Source organism: Undibacterium sp. KW1 (assembly GCF_009937955.1).
Classification (GTDB): Bacteria; Pseudomonadota; Gammaproteobacteria; order Burkholderiales; family Burkholderiaceae_D; genus Undibacterium.
This window is the reverse complement of the sequence record NZ_AP018439.1, coordinates 552,212-569,478: the sequence shown is the minus strand read 5'-3', so window position 1 is coordinate 569,478 and position 17,267 is coordinate 552,212. Positions and strand designations below refer to the sequence as shown.

The 17,267-nt window shown below is 52.1% G+C and carries 12 protein-coding genes and 3 pseudogenes; 8 read left to right on the top strand and 7 right to left on the bottom strand.

All coding sequences use genetic code 11. The features are described 5' to 3' along the window. Positions 1-2: 2 nt before the first annotated feature. Positions 3-1,984 (bottom strand): annotated as a pseudogene (locus UNDKW_RS02640) (monovalent cation:proton antiporter-2 (CPA2) family protein). A gap of 113 nt (positions 1,985-2,097) precedes the next feature. Here UNDKW_RS02640 and UNDKW_RS02635 point away from each other — a divergent pair. The 8 genes and pseudogenes from UNDKW_RS02635 to UNDKW_RS02600 all read left to right on the top strand — a co-directional run bounded on the left by UNDKW_RS02635 (position 2,098) and on the right by UNDKW_RS02600 (position 9,378). After that, positions 2,098-3,138 carry an SIS domain-containing protein gene (locus UNDKW_RS02635; protein ID WP_162057452.1) on the top strand — a complete coding sequence of 347 codons (1,041 nt, stop codon included), beginning with the start codon at positions 2,098-2,100 and terminating at the stop codon, positions 3,136-3,138. After that, a complete protein-coding gene (locus UNDKW_RS02630) occupies positions 3,138-3,671 on the top strand; it encodes an HAD family hydrolase (protein ID WP_162057451.1) in 534 nt (177 codons plus the stop codon). The genes UNDKW_RS02635 and UNDKW_RS02630 overlap by 1 nt, the downstream gene beginning before the upstream one ends. Continuing rightward, positions 3,668-4,312, top strand: coding sequence for an LPS export ABC transporter periplasmic protein LptC (gene lptC, locus UNDKW_RS02625; RefSeq protein ID WP_162057450.1), 645 nt, complete (start codon positions 3,668-3,670; stop codon positions 4,310-4,312). The genes UNDKW_RS02630 and lptC overlap by 4 nt, the downstream gene beginning before the upstream one ends. A gap of 20 nt (positions 4,313-4,332) precedes the next feature. After that, positions 4,333-4,896: an LptA/OstA family protein gene (locus tag UNDKW_RS02620; protein ID WP_162057449.1), complete on the top strand. Its 564-nt coding sequence runs from the start codon at positions 4,333-4,335 to the stop codon at positions 4,894-4,896. Position 4,897: 1 nt separating this feature from the next. Continuing rightward, entirely contained in the window at positions 4,898-5,653 is a 756-nt protein-coding gene (gene lptB / locus UNDKW_RS02615; RefSeq protein WP_162039597.1) for an LPS export ABC transporter ATP-binding protein, read from the top strand. Between the two features lie 11 nt (positions 5,654-5,664). Further along, positions 5,665-7,154 (top strand): annotated as a pseudogene (locus tag UNDKW_RS02610) (RNA polymerase factor sigma-54). A 107-nt stretch (positions 7,155-7,261) separates the two neighbouring features. Next, a complete protein-coding gene (gene hpf, locus UNDKW_RS02605; protein WP_162057447.1) occupies positions 7,262-7,609 on the top strand; it encodes a ribosome hibernation-promoting factor, HPF/YfiA family in 348 nt (115 codons plus the stop codon). 674 nt (positions 7,610-8,283) lie between these two features. Then, positions 8,284-9,378 carry an enoyl-CoA hydratase/isomerase family protein gene (locus tag UNDKW_RS02600; protein ID WP_162057446.1) on the top strand — a complete coding sequence of 365 codons (1,095 nt, stop codon included), beginning with the start codon at positions 8,284-8,286 and terminating at the stop codon, positions 9,376-9,378. 566 nt (positions 9,379-9,944) lie between these two features. Here UNDKW_RS02600 and UNDKW_RS02595 read toward each other — a convergent pair. The 6 genes and pseudogenes from UNDKW_RS02595 to UNDKW_RS02570 all read right to left on the bottom strand — a co-directional run bounded on the left by UNDKW_RS02595 (position 9,945) and on the right by UNDKW_RS02570 (position 17,259). Then, complete coding sequence (locus UNDKW_RS02595) at positions 9,945-10,673, bottom strand: ABC transporter ATP-binding protein (RefSeq protein WP_162039592.1); 729 nt, start codon at positions 10,671-10,673, stop codon at positions 9,945-9,947. 10 nt (positions 10,674-10,683) lie between these two features. Next, the gene (locus UNDKW_RS02590; protein WP_162057445.1) at positions 10,684-12,633 is read right to left on the bottom strand and encodes an ATP-binding cassette domain-containing protein; all 1,950 of its coding nucleotides are present in this window, start codon (positions 12,631-12,633) and stop codon (positions 10,684-10,686) included. Between the two features lie 9 nt (positions 12,634-12,642). Further along, the gene (locus UNDKW_RS02585; RefSeq protein WP_110256242.1) at positions 12,643-13,533 is read right to left on the bottom strand and encodes a branched-chain amino acid ABC transporter permease; all 891 of its coding nucleotides are present in this window, start codon (positions 13,531-13,533) and stop codon (positions 12,643-12,645) included. 151 nt (positions 13,534-13,684) lie between these two features. After that, entirely contained in the window at positions 13,685-14,842 is a 1,158-nt protein-coding gene (locus UNDKW_RS02580; protein ID WP_162039590.1) for an ABC transporter substrate-binding protein, read from the bottom strand. Positions 14,843-15,264: 422 nt separating this feature from the next. Then, positions 15,265-15,917 (bottom strand): annotated as a pseudogene (locus UNDKW_RS02575) (DUF4197 domain-containing protein). A gap of 190 nt (positions 15,918-16,107) precedes the next feature. Further along, positions 16,108-17,259 carry a deoxyguanosinetriphosphate triphosphohydrolase gene (locus tag UNDKW_RS02570; protein WP_162057444.1) on the bottom strand — a complete coding sequence of 384 codons (1,152 nt, stop codon included), beginning with the start codon at positions 17,257-17,259 and terminating at the stop codon, positions 16,108-16,110. Positions 17,260-17,267 lie beyond the last annotated feature (8 nt).

Here is a 17,267-nt window from a genome sequence, read left to right as displayed (position 1 = left end):
CGCTATTTTAACAGCCGCTGCTCTGCTCTAGCGACGGCTTCGGAAGTTCCCCTGACAACAACCACGTCGCCATTCTGTAAAACAATGTCTTCGAGCTGTGCCAGCCTGGCTTTGCCACGGCGCACAGTATGTATATCGACTTCCAGCTCTTCGAGCTTCAAGTCTGGCAAATGCTGGCCTATCGCCTTGGCACGCTCTGTCAGGATGACGGTATGCAGACGTATCTGCATGTTCTCAGGGCTATCGGCAGCATCACTGGCACCGTGGAAGAAGCCACGCAGCGATTCATAGCGTGCATCCCTGGCAGCCTGCACCCGGTGCACCACGCGGCGCAAGGGTACACCCAGCATGACCAGGGCATGCGAGGCCAGCATCAGGCTGCCTTCCATGAGTTCTGGTACGACTTCCGTAGCCCCGGCGGTCCTGAGTTTATCAAGATCGACATCATCATGACTGCGCACAATAACAGGCAGGCTGGGGTTCATCTCATTGACGAAATGCAAAACCTTGAGCGCGGATGCAGTGCTGGTGTAAGTCACCACCAATGCCGAGGCGCGGTTGACGCCCGCAGCCAGCAGGCTTTCACGACGTGCCGCATCGCCATACGAGACATTGGCACCGGCAGTCTGCGCTTCCCGCACGCGGTCAGGGTCAAGATCAAGGGCATGGTAATCGATATTTTCTTCTGCCAGGATACGCGCCAGACTCTGACCGCTACGGCCAAAACCGGCAATGATCACATGCTTCCTGGTGGTCATGGTGCGGGCCGCAATCTGGGTCAGTGCCAGCGACTGCATCATCCATTCATTGGCAGAGAACTTCATGACGATAGCATCAGATTTGGACAGGATGAAGGGGAGATCAGCATGGAAATCACCATCGACGCCAAAATCAATTGCACCAGCATGGGGTCTACCAGTTGCAAGCCACCTGCCTGATTCAACAAAACGAAGCCGAATTCACCGGCCTGCGCCAGACCCAGACCAGTACGCAAGGCAACGCTGGTGGAATTGCCAAATGCCCTGGCCAGCGCCGCGATCAATACCAGTTTCAACAGGACAGGCCCTGTCAGCAACAACAGCACCAGCCAGAATTGCTCATATACCAGCCGCACATTGAGCAGCATGCCGACAGTAATAAAGAACAACCCCAGCAAAACGTCGCGGAAGGGCTTGATGTCCTCTTCCACCTGATGGCGGTATTCAGTCTCCGAGATCAGCATGCCGGCGACAAAAGCACCCAGCGCCATCGACAAACCAGCTTTCTCTGTCAGCCAGGCAGCGCCCAGCGTAATGAACAAGAGATTAAGCATGAACAACTCTTGCGAGCGCCGCTTGACCACGATATGAAACCAGGTGCGCATGAGTTTTTGCCCGACCACCAGCAGCAATACCAGCACCGCCGCCGCCTTGCCACTGGCCAGTGCCAGGGTTTTGCCAAGATCAGGTGATTTGGATGCCAGCGCAGGCACGAGGATCAGCAGCGGTACCACGGCCAGATCCTGGAACAGCAATACGCTGATGATTTGCCTGCCATGCAGGCTTTCGAGCTCCAGCCTTTCCGTCAGCATTTTGGAGACGATGGCGGTGGAAGACATAGCCAGCGCACCGCCAAGGGCGAATGAGGCTTCCCAACTAATCTGGAACATGCCAGGCAGCCAGCGGCTGGCGACCCAGCCAAATACCATGCTGGTCAGTATCGTGACCAGTACCTGCGCCATGCCCAGGCCAAATACTACCTTGCGCATGGCCATGAGTTTGGACAGCGAGAACTCCAGCCCTATCGAAAACATCAGGAAGACCACGCCAAATTCGGCCAGTTCATGGGTCACGGCACTGTCTTCAGCCATGCCAAAACCGTGCGGGCCTACGAAGATGCCAACCACCAGATAACCCAGCATGGGCGGCAGTTGCAACATACGGAATGCGACCACGCCCAATACGGCAGCAGCCAGCAATAAAAGTGTGGTGTCCAGTCCTGTCATGTCGTCTATTATTGCCGATTTATCGCCTTGTCATCCTGCTTTTGGGCAAACATAATTCATTACGTTACAACTGGCAAAGTTTTTGCTTTGCGGATTTCGTTTATACTTCTGGCATGAATGAACTGAATGCACCTTTAACTTTTACACAACAACCCACGACAGATGCGGCTGTAGCAGCACAACGCGCCCTGAAACTGGCTTGTGAAACCCTGCAAATCGAGTCTGACGCCCTGCTTGCCCTGCAAAAACGCCTGGGTAATGGCGATGCCGACGGCTTTGCACAAGCGGTCAGCATGTTGTTGGCATGCCACGGTAGGGTCGTGGTTTCTGGCATAGGTAAATCTGGCCATATTGCGCGCAAGATCTCGGCCACCTTTGCCTCGACAGGTACGCCCTCGTTTTTTGTCCATCCGGCTGAGGCTGCGCATGGCGATCTGGGGATGGTGACTTCGCAAGATGTGTTTATCGCGATCTCGTATTCTGGCGAAGCGTCTGAGCTGATGTCCATCCTGCCCATTATCAAGCGCCTTGGTGTGAAGCTGATTGCCATGACCGGCAACCCGGAATCCAGCCTCGGCAAGCTGGCTGATATCCACCTTAACCTGCATGTGGATAAGGAAGCCTGCCCGCTGAACCTGGCACCGACTGCCAGCACCACGGTTACACTGGCGCTGGGCGATGCACTGGCGGTAGCGGTACTGGATGCACGCGGCTTTAGAGAAGAAGACTTTGCCCGCTCCCATCCCGGTGGCTCGCTTGGTCGCCGTCTGCTGACACACGTCAGAGACGTCATGCGCACCAACGAAGACATTCCGCAGGTTGGGCCAGAAACCAGCCTGAAAACTGCGCTGCTGGAAATTACCAAAAAAGGTATGGCGATGACCGCCGTGGTGGATGAGCAGCAACATGTGCTGGGTATCTTCACCGATGGTGACTTGCGCCGCCTGATGGATGGCACGCGCGACTTTACCCAGTTGCGCATTGCCGATGTCATGAACCACGCGCCACGCCGCATACGCCCGGAACAATTGGCTGTCGAAGCCGTCGAAGTCATGGAAACTTACCGCATCAACCAGTTGCTGGTCGCTGACGACAGCGGCAAGCTGGTGGGTGCCTTGCATATCCATGACCTGACCAGGGCCAAGGTGATCTGATGAATAATTCTGTAGATTCTGTAGAAAGAGCCAGCAAAGTCCGGCTCATGATTTTTGATGTCGATGGCATACTGACTGATGGCAGCCTGTACTTTGGGCCAGACGGGGAAATGATGAAATGCTTTAATGTGCTGGATGGGCAAGGCATCAAGCTCTTGCAGCAGGCCGGCATTATCACGGCCATCATCAGTGCGCGGCAATCGGCCATCGTCAGCAAGCGTGCTGCTGATCTTGGCATCAGCCATGTCAGCCAGGGTATCCATGACAAGAAGAGTGCATTTCTTGAACTGCTGGCGAAGCTGGATATCCCTGCTGAACACTGCGGCTTTATCGGTGACGACGTGATTGATTTACCGATACTGACACGCGTAGGTTTTGCAGCCAGCGTACCGAATGCCCATGCTGAAGTACAACAGCGTGTGCAGTACATCACCAGAGCCAGTGGCGGCCAGGGTGCTGCGCGCGAAGTCTGCGACTTCATCCTGCGTGCACAGGGCAAATATGAACAGGCTTTACAAGCATATCTGACATGAAACCCCAAATGACCATAGACCGCTTCCGCATCTGGCTGGCCGTGATCCTGCTGGGCGTGATCACCATGGGCACCATCTGGGTCATGGAAGTCATACGTCGCCATGCCGATGATGAGCAGAGCCGTACTTCTGCCAGGTCAGCACCGGATTACTATGTCGAGAAATTCAATTTCATCCGGCTGTCAAACAATGGCAAGGCCAATTACCATATCACCGGTGACAGCCTGGTGCATTTGCCGCGGACTGACAATATAGAAATCAAGCATCCGCAGATCAACAGCTTTGATCAGGGCAGGCCTCCCCTGCACCTGCGTGCTGAACTCGCAGTTGTATCGCAAAAATCTTCACTGACCACACCCAAGCGCGAGCATGATGAGGTTCACTTGCATGACAATGTCAGCATGGAGAGACCTGAGGGCCTGAGTTCACAATTCGTACGTGTGGAGTCTGATTATCTTTTGCTCTTGCCGGACGAAGACATCGTTAAAACCGACAAACCGGTTTCAATTACGACCGGCAAACTGCACTCAACTGCAACTGGCATGATTGCCAATAATTCAACCCAAGGCCTGGAATTGCTGAGCAAGGTTTACATTCAACTCAAGAATCGTGAACCCGCCCCCAAAACCGGGAATAAATAAGCAAGAAAGCGAATATGCACATGATCAAAACATCATTTAGCGTCACACGCTTGATCAGCCTGGCCTGCCTGGGCCTGGCCTGTGTTTCTGCAAATGCAGAAAAAGCCGACAGTAATAAAGAGACCATCATCAAAGCCGGTTACGGCATCAGCGATGGCAAAGCCAGCGTCAGCAGATTATCCAAGGGCGTGTCCCTGGTGCGCGGTACCCTCACCGTCACTTCTGAGAGTGCTGTTGTGACCGAAGCACCGAATGGTGATCAGTTTGTCGTTCTGACAGGTGGCAGTGGCCGCAAAGTCACCTTCCGCCAGAAACGCGATGGAGGCCCTGATCTGTGGGTAGATGGCGAAGCTGACCGTGCTGAATACAACCAGAGTACAGAAATCGTCAAATTCATTTCCAAGGCCAAGGTACGCTACCTCGAAGGCAAGCGCGTCACCCAGGAACAGGAAGGTGAATACCTGTCTTACGACAGCAAGAATGACGTATTTGTTGGCACGAATTCAACCAGTGGCCAGCATGTAGATGGCTCAGGCAATATCACCATCACCTTGCAACCAAAACCAGAAAAGCAGGCTAAATAAGATGACAGCACAGTCAAGCAGCACCTTGCTTGTCAAGGGCTTGCAAAAGCGCTACGGTGCGCGCCAGGTGGTGCGCGATGTCTCACTGCTCTTGAAAAGCGGCGAGGTCGTGGGTTTGCTGGGGCCGAATGGCGCAGGCAAGACCACTTCGTTTTACATGATCGTTGGCCTGGTACCTTCCGACGCCGGGGATATCACGATTGATGATGTGAATATTTCGCAACTGCCTATCCACGAGCGCGCCGTACTGGGTTTGTCTTACCTGCCGCAGGAAGCTTCGGTATTTCGCAAGCTGACGGTAGAAGACAATATCCGTGCCGTACTCGAATTGCAAAAAGACAGTGAAGGCAAATATCTCGGTGCAAAAAAAATTGAGCAAAGGCTCAACGCTCTGCTGGCAGACTTGCAGATAGAAAAAATACGTGAAAGCCAAGCATTGTCACTATCAGGTGGCGAACGCCGCCGCGTCGAAATTGCCCGTGCACTGGCGACCAATCCACGCTTTGTCTTGCTGGATGAACCCTTTGCCGGTGTTGACCCTATCGCCGTCATTGAAATCCAGCGCATCGTGCGCTTCCTCAAGGAGCGCGGCATCGGTGTGCTGATCACCGACCATAATGTGCGCGAAACCCTGGGCATTTGCGATCACGCCTATATCATCAACCAGGGCGCGGTACTTGCCAGCGGCAAGCCTGACGACATCATACAAAATGAATCTGTACGTCGCGTTTATCTCGGAGAACACTTCCGGATGTGACGGGAATCATCATGAAACAAAGCCTGCAACTACGTACCTCACAACATCTGGCCTTAACGCCGCAATTGCAGCAATCGATACGATTATTGCAGTTATCCACTTTGGAATTGCATCAGGAGCTGGAGACGCTGCTGACCGATAATCCCATGCTGGAACGCGTCGATGATCCACTCGATCACGCCGTACGCCTGCTTGCCGACGGCGCCATCAATACCAGCAGCACTTCTGCCGATGCCGGCATGGAAGCACCGGCAGCAAGAGAAGACAGTGACAGGTCAGCAGAACCGGCTACCGCTGATGCAGAAACCGTCATCAGCAATGACAGCACCACCTCCAGCGAAGAAGACTGGGGCTTTGATGATGTGCAGCATGGCAGCAAGTCTGGCGATGATGAAGATGGCCGCCCCCAGCTTGGTGCAGCCCATATCACCCTGCGTGAACACTTGCTGGAGCAGATGCGCCTGAACCTGCGCGAACCGCGTGACCGTGCCCTGGTCGAGCTGATGATCGATGCGCTCGACAATAACGGTTACCTGACCGAAACATTAGATGAAATACATGCCAGTTTGCCACTGGAACTGTGCGTAGAACCAGAAGAACTGGCGTTTGCGCTGAACATGCTGCAAAGCTTTGACCCGGCAGGTGTCGGTGCGCGCAGCCCGTCTGAATGCCTGGCCTTGCAAATCAGGCGTTTACCAAAAGTTGCTTTCGTCACACGCAGGCTGGCATTGCAAATTGTTGAAACGCAACTCGCTTTATTTGCACAAAGAGATTTCACCAAACTCAAGAAAATCTTCGACTGCGACGATGAAGATTTGCGCGATGCACAAACTGTCATCCGCCTGTGCAAACCACGCCCCGGCCTGGCCTTTGCTGCTGATGAATCTGACTATGTCGTACCTGATGTGATCGTCAGAAAATCCGGTAACGGCTGGCAAGTCATGCTGAATCAGGATGTCATGCCCAGGCTGCGGGTAAGCAGCATGTATGCCAACATCATGAAGCAAAACCGAGGCGAGGCTGGCATGGGCGCGCAATTGCAGGAAGCCCGCTGGCTGATCAAGAATATGCGGCAACGTTTTGAGACTATATTGCGCGTTGCACAAGCGATAGTCGAAAGGCAACGCAATTTTTTCACCCACGGTGCTGTTGCAATGCGCCCCCTTGTTTTGCGCGAAATTGCTGATACACTAGGATTACACGAGAGCACTATCTCACGTGTAACAACCCAAAAATACATGTTGACCCCACATGGCATGTTTGAGTTGAAGTACTTTTTCGGCAGCCATGTCGCGACGGAAACAGGGGGTGAAGCATCTTCCACCGCGATACGTGCACTCATCAAGCAGTTGATAGGAGCAGAAGACCAGAAAAGCCCACTCTCTGATAGCAAAATTGCAGACATGCTGGGTGAACAGGGCATGGTAATTGCCCGACGGACAGTTGCCAAATACCGTGAAGCCCTCAAAATCCCCCAGTGAGTTTGCGTAAATCTTTGTAAGCAGTCCTTGTAATCACGGTTTGAATTGCTATATATGATTTAGCTCAAGGCAAATAAATGCTGAGAGCGTATCGTAATAGCAAGCAACATCACTATAGGAGCACAGTATGAATCTCACCATCAGTGGACATCACGTCGAAGTAACTCCTGCAATTCGTGAATATGTACATACCAAACTAGAACGTATCAGGCGGCATTTCGACCAGGTCATTGATATCGCCGTCATCCTGACGGTGGACAAGCTCCGGGAAAAGGATAAACGACACAAAGCTGACATTAATTTGCATATCAGCGGTAAAGATATCCACGTTGAAAGTCTGGCACATGATCTGTATGCAGCCATTGATGCACTGGTAGATAAACTTGATCGCCAGGTCATCAAGCATAAAGACAAGATCCAGAACCATCAGCACGACGCCATCAAGCACATACCTGATCCGGCATCGGCTTCATAAGACCCCAGTCCTTACCCTGACAGGGTTGTGGACATCCAAAACAAGGACGCTAAAGGCGTCCTTTTTGTTGGGCGAATGGTTTCTTGTGCGCCTGGTTTGTGACGCTTCAAATTTCAAATAAATAATTTACTTTTTATTGCTGTTTGTCACATGCGTCGCTTAACAAGCTGCGAGTTAGTTGATTCACGGCATTTTTATTAACGTCATTCCAGCGTGCTTTTGGCTGGAATCCAGCGGCGTTCGTCGCATGCCGTGGCTTTTTTTGCATGTGGCACTTTGACTAAAACGTTTGCCCTTCGTAGATACAAGCCGGGTTTCGGCCCGGCAGCCGAAATTCTTTCTTTGCGTCACCAAAGAAAGAACTCAAAGAAAGGCGACCCAGGCGTCGTCGCCCCCTAAAGGGGGTTCCCGTTTGTGCAGTACAAAAAATGGGAAAGTCCGAAAACTCGCCTGCGGCTCAAACATCGGCCTTTCTCTTTCCATTTTCTGTACTGCACAAACGGCGTCGACACATGGGAACTGCCAAACGTCAAAAACAACTTCAAACCCAAACCCAACAGCAACGAACATGCGACCCTTACGCTATTTCCTCATAAACATATACACCCCGTGACGCCCACGCCTGACAAAGTTAAAATAGCCGCTTCATCCCCTACCCTGCATAGTCAACTACCATGAGCGAATTTGTACTTACCTCCGTCAAGAACAATATAGGCTACATCACCCTCGACAGGCCCAAAGCATTGAACTCGCTGTCTCTCGATATGGTAAGAGCACTGACAACGACTTTACTGGCCTGGCAGGATGATCTGAGCGTGCGCGCAGTGTTTATCCATAGCAGTAGCGAGAAAGCATTTTGTGCGGGTGGTGATATCCGTTTCTTCTATGATGTGGGCACTGCCACACCCAAGGGTGACTCTGCTCTGCTGGAAGATTTTTTTACTGAGGAATATGCCTTAAATCATTTAATCCATTTCTACCCAAAACCCTATATCGCGCTGATGAATGGCGTGGTCATGGGTGGTGGCATGGGTATCGCGCAGGCGGGGGAAGATTGCCGTTTGCGCATCGTCACTGAGCGTACCAAGATGGCCATGCCGGAAGTGAATATCGGTCTGTTCCCTGACGTAGGTGGCGGTTATTTCCTGTCGCGCACTAAGGGTGAAATTGGTACTTATTTGGGACTGACAGGCGAAATCATCACCGCTGCCGATGCCATTTATGCCGGTCTGGCAGATGTCTATATTCCCACCGCAGAAATACCGGCAATGATGAATTTAATCAGTGAAAGCGTAGCCACTGATTTGCGCGTGGCGATACGCGATTTTTCTGCCGCTTTTGCTGACCAGGCAAAACCAGATACCAGTAAACTGGCATCGCAACATGCGTCCATCAACGAGATATTCACAGGCAATAGCGTCACTAGCATCTGTGAACGACTGCAACAAAGCAACAACGAATTCGCCCAGCAAACCCTGGCCACCATGCAAAAACGTTCGCCATTGCTGATGTCAGTCACGCTAGAACAACTACGCCGCAGCAAAGACATGACAGTGTCCTCCTGCCTGCGCATGGAAAGAAACATGGTACGCCATTGCTTCAAGCATGGTGAAGTGCTCGAAGGTGTACGTGCCCTGGTGGTAGATAAAGACAATACACCACGCTGGTCACCATCTACATTAGCTGAAGTAACGACAGAGCAAGTGACAGGTTTCTTCGCAGAAGCATGGCCTGCTCATGCGCATCCTTTGCGGTATTTAGAAGGGTAATTGCAAGGATGACCGATCAAAGCTTTGATCAATCGTAGCTCACGAAATTTGCACGAAGGTCGCGATGACGTTGTTTTTGATTTTCCGCAGTTCCCATGTGTAGACGCCGTTTGTGCAGTACAGAAAATGGAAACAGAAGGACCGCTGTTTGAGCGGAGCGAGTTTCGGGCCTTCCCATTTTTTGTACTGCACAAACGGGAACCCCCTTTAGGGGGCGACTACGCCTGGGTCGCCTTCTTTGGCTTACTTTTCTTGGCGAGACAAGAAAAGTGAGTAGCTGTCGGGCTACCCCCGACCGGCAATCTTAAATGGCGTGTAAATGTATTTAAAAACAGATACGTAAAGCACTACGAATTTGAAATTAATATACCTAACAGTAGGCAACGAACGCCGCTGGATTCCTGCCAAAAACACGCAGGAATGACGTCAATAAAATTGTGCTGGAATTGAAGACAACGCAGCTTGTATGTACCTTAATCCCTTAAACACATTGCGACAGTAAAATAAGAAATGGGGAGCAAGCTCCCCATTTCCATAAATGCATTTATAAAGACCTTGAAGCAGATTTAATGCTGCGCACCACCACCCAGATAAGCCGCCTTGACTGCCGGATCATTCTGCAAGCTGGCTGCCGGACCATGCACAGATATCCTGCCATTTTCCAGTACATAGCCATAGTCAGCCACGGCTAAGGCAGCCGCCGCAAACTGCTCCACCAGCAGCATGGTCGTGCCCTGCTCTTTCAGGCGTACGATGATACGGAAAACTTCATCGACCAGGATAGGTGCCAGGCCCATGGAGGGTTCATCCAGCAAGACCACATCAGGATTGAGCATGACCGCGCGCGCCATCGCCAGCATTTGCTGTTCACCGCCAGACAGGGTACCAGCCAGCTGGTTCTTGCGCTCTTTCAAGCGCGGGAACAATTCCATGGCTTTTTGCAGATCACTTTCTATGTCACCACGCGGACGGCTACGGGTGAAACGCGGGAAGGCACCGAGCAAGAGATTATCGGTCACCGACATGGTGGCAAACACGCGCCGGCCTTCTGGCGAATGTGCAAGACCGGCCCTGGCGATCTTGTGTGAATCAAGGCCAGTAACATCTTTACCGGCCAGGGTAACAGTGCCTTCCTTGGGTTTCAACATGCCGGAAATAGCACGCATGGTGGTGGTCTTGCCAGCACCGTTGGAACCTATCAGTGTCACGACTTTACCCTTGGGCACTTCCATGGAAATACCATGCAAGACTTCGACTTTGCCATAGGCTGCATGAAGATTTGAAATAGTTAACATTGCATTCTCCTCAGGCTGGGGTAACTTCAGGGGCATCAGCAACGCTGCCACCGAGATAAGCTTCTATCACTTTGGGGTCGGCCTGTACGGCTGCCGGTTTGCCCTCTGCAATTTTCTGGCCAAAGTCGAGTACAGTCACGGTATCGCAAATCGACATGACCACATCCATATGATGCTCAATGAGGATGATGGTGATGCCATGTTCACGTATCTTGCGTATGATGGCGATCAGGTCCTTGATGTCGGGCGCTGTCAAACCAGCAGCAGGTTCATCGAGCAGCAACAGTTGCGGATTGAGACCGAGTGCGCGACCAATTTCGAGCAAGCGTTGCTTGCCGTAAGGCAGATTGCGCGCCTCTTCGTTGGCGAGATCAGCCAGGCCGACAAATTGCAGGATGCTGGCGGCACGCGCTCTTGCCAACCGTTCTTCACGCAGATAGCGTGGTGTATGCAGCATGGCATCGCCCACATTGCTGCGGAAGGTGCTGTGCAAGCCCACCAGGATGTTTTCTGTTGCCGTCATCTCCCCAAACAATTGCACGTTCTGGAAAGTACGTGCCACCCCACCCAAGGCAATGGCAGATGGCGTACTGCCCGAGATGACTTTGCCACCAAACTCCACCACACCATCGGTAGGCTGGTAGATGCCAGTCAGCACATTCATCATGGTACTTTTACCGGAACCGTTAGGGCCGATCAAACCATGCACCGTACCTTTGTTGATCTGCAGATCAACCTGGTTCAGCGCTTTCAGGCCACCGAATTGCATGAGAATTTTCCGGCCGGTCAGCAAGACACCAACGCGGGTATCGCTGGCATTGACAATGGCGTTGCCTGCATTTTTCTCTGCGCTTTCCATATTGACGACCAGGTGTTGCTGCCCCTTGCCCAGCAAACTGTTGACGAAGCCGACGATACCATCCTGCAGGTAATACACGACGAACAAGGTCATCAGACCAAAGATGGTCAGACGCCAGTCGGTAATGTTTTCCAGTTTGTAAGAGAACAGGGCCATAGCCACTGTCGCACCGATGGGAACCATGAGCTCCCTGACAGTTTTGCGTTTCTTGGCGATGGCAGCACCACCGGCAAGCACGGCGATCACAGCAGCGACGGTTGCAATCTTGCGGAACAGTTCTATATCAGCCAGCAGCGATGGCAACATGACGACTATCAATGCACCCAGCAATGAGCCGGTACGTGTCTTGCGCCCCCCCATGATGACGGCCAGCAGGAACATGATGGTCAGTTCAAAGTTGTAGGTATTCGGCGAAATATATTCTTCGGAATACGCATACAGGCTACCTGCCAGGCCAGCCAGTGCGGCACTGATGACGAAGGCAATCACTTTGTACTTATAGACAGAGACACCCATGCAGTCAGATGCGATCGGGCTGTCACGCAAGGCCTGGAAAGCACGGCCATAGTGAGAGCGCAAGATACGGTGAACCACGATCAAGGACAGCACCAGCATGATGGCAACAACATAGAAAAAACCTACCTCACCGAGCTTTTGTCCAAAGATGACTGGCTTGGTCAGTTTGATGCCCATCGGCCCTTCAGTCAGAAAACTCATTTCATTGATAAGGATCTGGATGATGGTACCAAAGGCCAGTGTCACCATGGCGAGGTAAGGCCCGGTCACGCGCAAGGCAGGCAGGGCCAGTAAGGCACCGAATACGGCGGTGACAGCGATACTGCAAGGGATGGCGACAAATACCGACATGCCGAGCTTGAACACCAGTACGCCCGTCGTATACGAGCCTATGCCAAACAAACCGGCATGGCCGAGTGACACCTGGCCGGTGTAACCAACCACGATGTCCAGGCCAAACAGGAGGATAGCGTAGATCAGTATGGTCTCTGCCAGATGCAGGTAGTAAGGATTGTGTACGACCAATGGCATCAGCGCCAGTGCGGCTATGCCAAGTACCGAAGAAACTAAAGTCTGCTTATTCATATTCCTGCCTCACACTTTCTTGATGGCAGCTTTGCCAAACAAACCGGCAGGTTTGACGGCCAGCACCAGCAGCAACAGGACCAGGCCCGGCACTTCCTTGTAGCCGGTGGAGATGTAGAAGCCAGTCAGGGTTTCAGCAATCCCCAAAATCAGGCCGCCGACGATAGCACCTACGCCAGAAGTCAGGCCACCAATAATCGCCACGGCAAAGGCTTTCAAACCCAGTGCCGAGCCCATGGTGGCACCGGTCAGTGTCAGTGGTGCTACCAGTACACCAGCAAAAGCAGCAGTGGCAGATGACAGCGCATACGAGAACGTGATGACCATGCTGGTATTGATGCCCATGAGGCCAGCCGCATCCCTGTCATTCGATGTGGCGACAACGGCCTTGCCGTAAATGGATTTGCGGTTGAAGAATTCAACCGCCAGCATCATCGCCAGCGCACCGATGACCACCACGACCTGCATGGCCTGGACATTTGCGCCAAACACCTGGAAAGGTGCAGCAGACAAGGGGGACGGGAAAGTCAGGTCATCCTTGCCCCAGATATTTTCTGCGACGTTTTTAAAGATGATGGCGAGTGCGATGGTGGACATGATCCAGCCAAATTCGGACTTGATCTTGATGGCAGGGCGCACGCCTATCCATTCAACGACCATGCCTTGCAGGCCGCCAAAGATCAGTACTATTGGTATCATGAGCCAATAGTTCATATACGGGCCACCATGTACATTGCCAACCACGCTCAGGCCTACCAGGGCCCCCAGCATCAGGGCTTCACCCTGACCGAAATTGAGTGTGCCTGAAGTCGCGAATGTGAGTTGATAGCCGAATGCGATGACAGCATAAATCATCCCCAGGGCAATGCCGCTGAAGACGAGCTGAAGTAGTATTTCCATTTTTTTCACCCGTGGAGTGGCAACCCGCCAGGCTCACCAAGGGATATTGGTGAAGCATGGGAGTTGTCTGTCTGAATAACAAGCCCAGCCACTTGCGGATGGCTGAGCCCGGGGCTAATTGAGGGCAGTGACTGTTGTCATGCCCTGTCTTTTACTTAGCCTGGACGATCTGGCCGCCTTTGGCCAGGCCCATGACAGGCATGCCAGGTTTGATGGCCTCATGATCATCATGCGTAAAAGGCTTGTTATAGGTGGTGATCACGCCTTCGACTTTTTCATTCAGGTTTTCCAGTGCTTCGCGCACTTTGACACCGTCCGTACCACCGGCCTGCTTGATGGCCGCTGCCAGCAGGTAAATGGAATCATAGCCCTGTGCGGCAGACACGGCTGAAGGCATGCGGTCTACCTTGTAAGCCTTTTGATAGGCTTCGATAAAGGCTTTGCGTTTTGGCGTATTAGGGTCCTGGATGAAGGTTTGCGGCATGGTCGCGCCATCGCCGTTTTTACCGGCATTGTCGAGGAAGTTGCCCATGGACAAAGTCCAGCTGCCGATGATAGGTACTTTCCAGCCCAGTTTTTCCATACCGTTGGCGATCTGGGCCAGCTCAGGGCCGATACCGTAAGTCAGCACGGCTTGTGCACCACCCTGTTTGGCCTTCAACAACTGAGGTGTCATGTCGACATCCTTGATATTGAATTTTTCTACGGCGACAGGTTTGATGCCTTTGGCACCCAGGGTTTTTTCCAGATCTTCACGACCCAGTTGACCGTAGTTGGTCGAGTCAGCCAGGATGGCGACCTTGGTGAATTTATTTTTGACGACAGCTTCATCCACAATCATGGCGGATTGTATGGTGTCATTGGCTGCTGTGCGGAAGATGTAATTGTCCTTGTGTTCAGGTGCCACAAATTGCTTGGTCACCACACTGCCTGTCGCCACATTGTTGAGGACAGGGATTTTTGCTTCCTGGTAAAAACGCTGGGAAGCCAGTGCCACACCGGTATTGATATAACCTACAGTAGCGACTACTTTTTCTTTATTGATGAGCTCTTGTGCTACCTGTACGCCGCGTTCATTTTTTGCTTCATCATCACGCTCGACCAGTTGCAACTGCCTGCCCAGCACACCACCTTTGGCATTGATTTCACTGACGGCGAGTTTGACGCCATCACGCATGGATACACCCATGGGGGCGGAACCGCCAGTGAAAGGACCGGCAACGCCGATCTTGATAGGCTCTGCTGCATTGCTGGCAGCGGCCAGGCCGAGAACGATGGACGCAACTAGGGTTTTGACTTTATATGACATCTTTGTCTCCTGATTTTTATGTGAGTACTTCAAAAAATTAAATTCATGAATTACGGCTATAAATTAACAGGAAATCGAAAAAATCTCAGGCTCCATTCTACTTAAGTAAAACTACGCAAACTGCGCATTACCTCCAGGTGCGGGCTCCCCATAGAGGGCGCAAACCCTTGCGCAGCGTGGGTTTTCAGAATGATTGCGGCTTCTTCGTAGTGCAAAAATGGGGAAATGATTTGTGACCGCGGGAAACTCTTTCAAGCTTTCGATGAAAGATTTTCACCTTAACTGCCGCAGGTGTGGGAATTTACGACAACACTGCAACAAAAAAAACCGCAAAAACTTTGCCTGTACCTGAATTACTGACCAGGCAAACTCCTTGTCCGGCCAGCTTATGTACACTTTTATGTCTGTTTATTGACGCCCGCTCATTTAAGCAGGCTGAATACTTTGCTGATGGCCTTGCTGCCAGCACCCAATGGATCCTGCCGTATGGATTTTTCTTCTTCTGCGATCATCAGGAACAAGGCGTCCATGGCTTTTTGAGTGACATAGCCTTCCACCGTTGCCTCTTGCTTTGACACTGCGCCAAATTTTTGCGCTTGCCCCATGATGCCATTGTATTTGGCCGACAGGCCAGCCTTGTCAGTCACCCCTTGACCATGGGCAGAAATTTTTCATTTAAAGGTGCAGAAGTTTTTTCCCTGAAGAAATCTGTAACTGAAGTTTCTCCCCCAGTGAGGATATTTTTTGCATCCGTCAGCGTCATGGATTTGACAGCATTCACCAACAGGGGCTTGGCCATGGGTACGGCAGCTTCTGCGGCGCGGTTCATGGAGACAACCAGTTCATCAAGTTGCTGACCCTTGCCTGTCATCTGCAAAATCGGGCGGGCTTTTTCGAGGATGGAAGGCAGTTGTATCTTGACCTTGTCATTATTCAGGAAGCCACCTTCGACGCCAAGCTTGCCGACTGCAGCAGCGGAGCCCTTGTCGAGTGCGGCTTTCAATCCTGTGCTGGCATCCTGGTTGCTGAGGTCAGCAAAAGAGATGGCGTGTGCGCTAGCCGTGGCAATGAGCATGCTGCTGGCGAGCAGCAGACGGGCGAATGAAGCTGAAATGGATGGCATAGTTTCCTCCTGATAAAGAATGTGTATTCTATACAATGCACCGTCTATATCCTGATATTGAAAGTACAAATTATGTCACTTTCAAAACTCGCCGCTGAAAATTTGTAAACTCCAGCAGTGGGAAGCCTTGTTCCAGGACGTCCTAAAGCTCATCCACCATATACAGACGGCGGTGTTCGCGTATGGCATAACGGTCTGTCATGCCAGCGATGTAGTCAGCAATTTTACGGGCTTGCAAATGCTGGTCCTGCTCCTCACTTCCGGTCCGGCTTTGTTGATAATCCGGCGGCAGCAAATTGGGCTGGGCATGCAGGGCTGTAAATAAACCGGTGATGGTGCGCCTGGCCTTGAAGGTCATGCGGTTGACCTGGTAATGGCGGTACAGGTTGTCAAACAGGAATTGCTTCAGAGTCTCAGCTTCTTTATACATGGAGTCTGAAAAGGCAATCATTCTTTCCATGCTACGCACATCGTCGACCGAGCCCGGTTTGCAGTCACTGATTTTCTCTGCTGAGGTCTGTATCAAATCGACGATGAGGGTGTTGATCATGCGCCTTATGGTCTCTGCAATGCCACGGCGGCCACTGATGCCGGGATAGATGGCATCAACAATCGCCCGGTGGCGCGCGTAGATATCAACTTGCAGCATCTGCGACTCCAGTAGCAGACCTGAGCGCAGGCCGTCGTCAATATCATGATTGTTGTAAGCGATGGAATCAGCCAGATTCGTGAGCTGTGCTTCCAGCGTTGGCCTTTTTTTATCGATAAAGCGCTGCCCTACATCACCCAGCAACCTGGCATTGGTGATGGAGCAGTGCTTGAGTATGCCTTCGCGGGTTTCATACGTGAGGTTAAGGCCATCAAAAGCGCCATAGCGCTCTTCCAGCTCATCAACCACGCGCAGACTTTGCAGATTATGTTCAAAGCCGCCAAAGGGCTTCATGCAGGCATTCAGGGCATCCTGGCCTGCGTGACCAAAGGGAGTATGACCAAGATCATGCGCGAGTGAAATTGCCTCGACCAGATCTTCATTAAGGCGCAGGTTGCGGGCTATCGAGCGGCCTATCTGGGCTACTTCCAGGCTATGTGTCAGACGATTGCGGAACAGGTCACCTTCGTGGTTGACGAAAACCTGGGTCTTGTATTCGAGGCGGCGAAAGGCAGTACTATGAATAATACGGTCACGGTCACGCTGGTATTCGCTGCGTGAGGAAGATGATTCTTCAGAGTAACGCCGCCCTCGCGAGCTGGCCGATTGTGCAGCATAGGGAGCGAGGTGGGCGTCGGTGAACATGTTTGTTA

Bases quoted from the DNA above. Each gene is read 5' to 3' on its own strand.
- UNDKW_RS02635 (WP_162057452.1), top strand. From the start codon at position 2,098: ATGAATGAACTGAATGCACCTTTAACTTTTACACAACAACCCACGACA.
- UNDKW_RS02630 (WP_162057451.1), top strand. From the start codon at position 3,138: ATGAATAATTCTGTAGATTCTGTAGAAAGAGCCAGCAAAGTCCGGCTC.
- lptC (WP_162057450.1), top strand. From the start codon at position 3,668: ATGAAACCCCAAATGACCATAGACCGCTTCCGCATCTGGCTGGCCGTG.
- UNDKW_RS02620 (WP_162057449.1), top strand. From the start codon at position 4,333: ATGATCAAAACATCATTTAGCGTCACACGCTTGATCAGCCTGGCCTGC.
- lptB (WP_162039597.1), top strand. From the start codon at position 4,898: ATGACAGCACAGTCAAGCAGCACCTTGCTTGTCAAGGGCTTGCAAAAG.
- hpf (WP_162057447.1), top strand. From the start codon at position 7,262: ATGAATCTCACCATCAGTGGACATCACGTCGAAGTAACTCCTGCAATT.
- UNDKW_RS02600 (WP_162057446.1), top strand. From the start codon at position 8,284: ATGAGCGAATTTGTACTTACCTCCGTCAAGAACAATATAGGCTACATC.
- UNDKW_RS02595 (WP_162039592.1), bottom strand. From the start codon at position 10,673: ATGTTAACTATTTCAAATCTTCATGCAGCCTATGGCAAAGTCGAAGTC.
- UNDKW_RS02590 (WP_162057445.1), bottom strand. From the start codon at position 12,633: ATGAATAAGCAGACTTTAGTTTCTTCGGTACTTGGCATAGCCGCACTG.
- UNDKW_RS02585 (WP_110256242.1), bottom strand. From the start codon at position 13,533: ATGGAAATACTACTTCAGCTCGTCTTCAGCGGCATTGCCCTGGGGATG.
- UNDKW_RS02580 (WP_162039590.1), bottom strand. From the start codon at position 14,842: ATGTCATATAAAGTCAAAACCCTAGTTGCGTCCATCGTTCTCGGCCTG.
- UNDKW_RS02570 (WP_162057444.1), bottom strand. From the start codon at position 17,259: ATGTTCACCGACGCCCACCTCGCTCCCTATGCTGCACAATCGGCCAGC.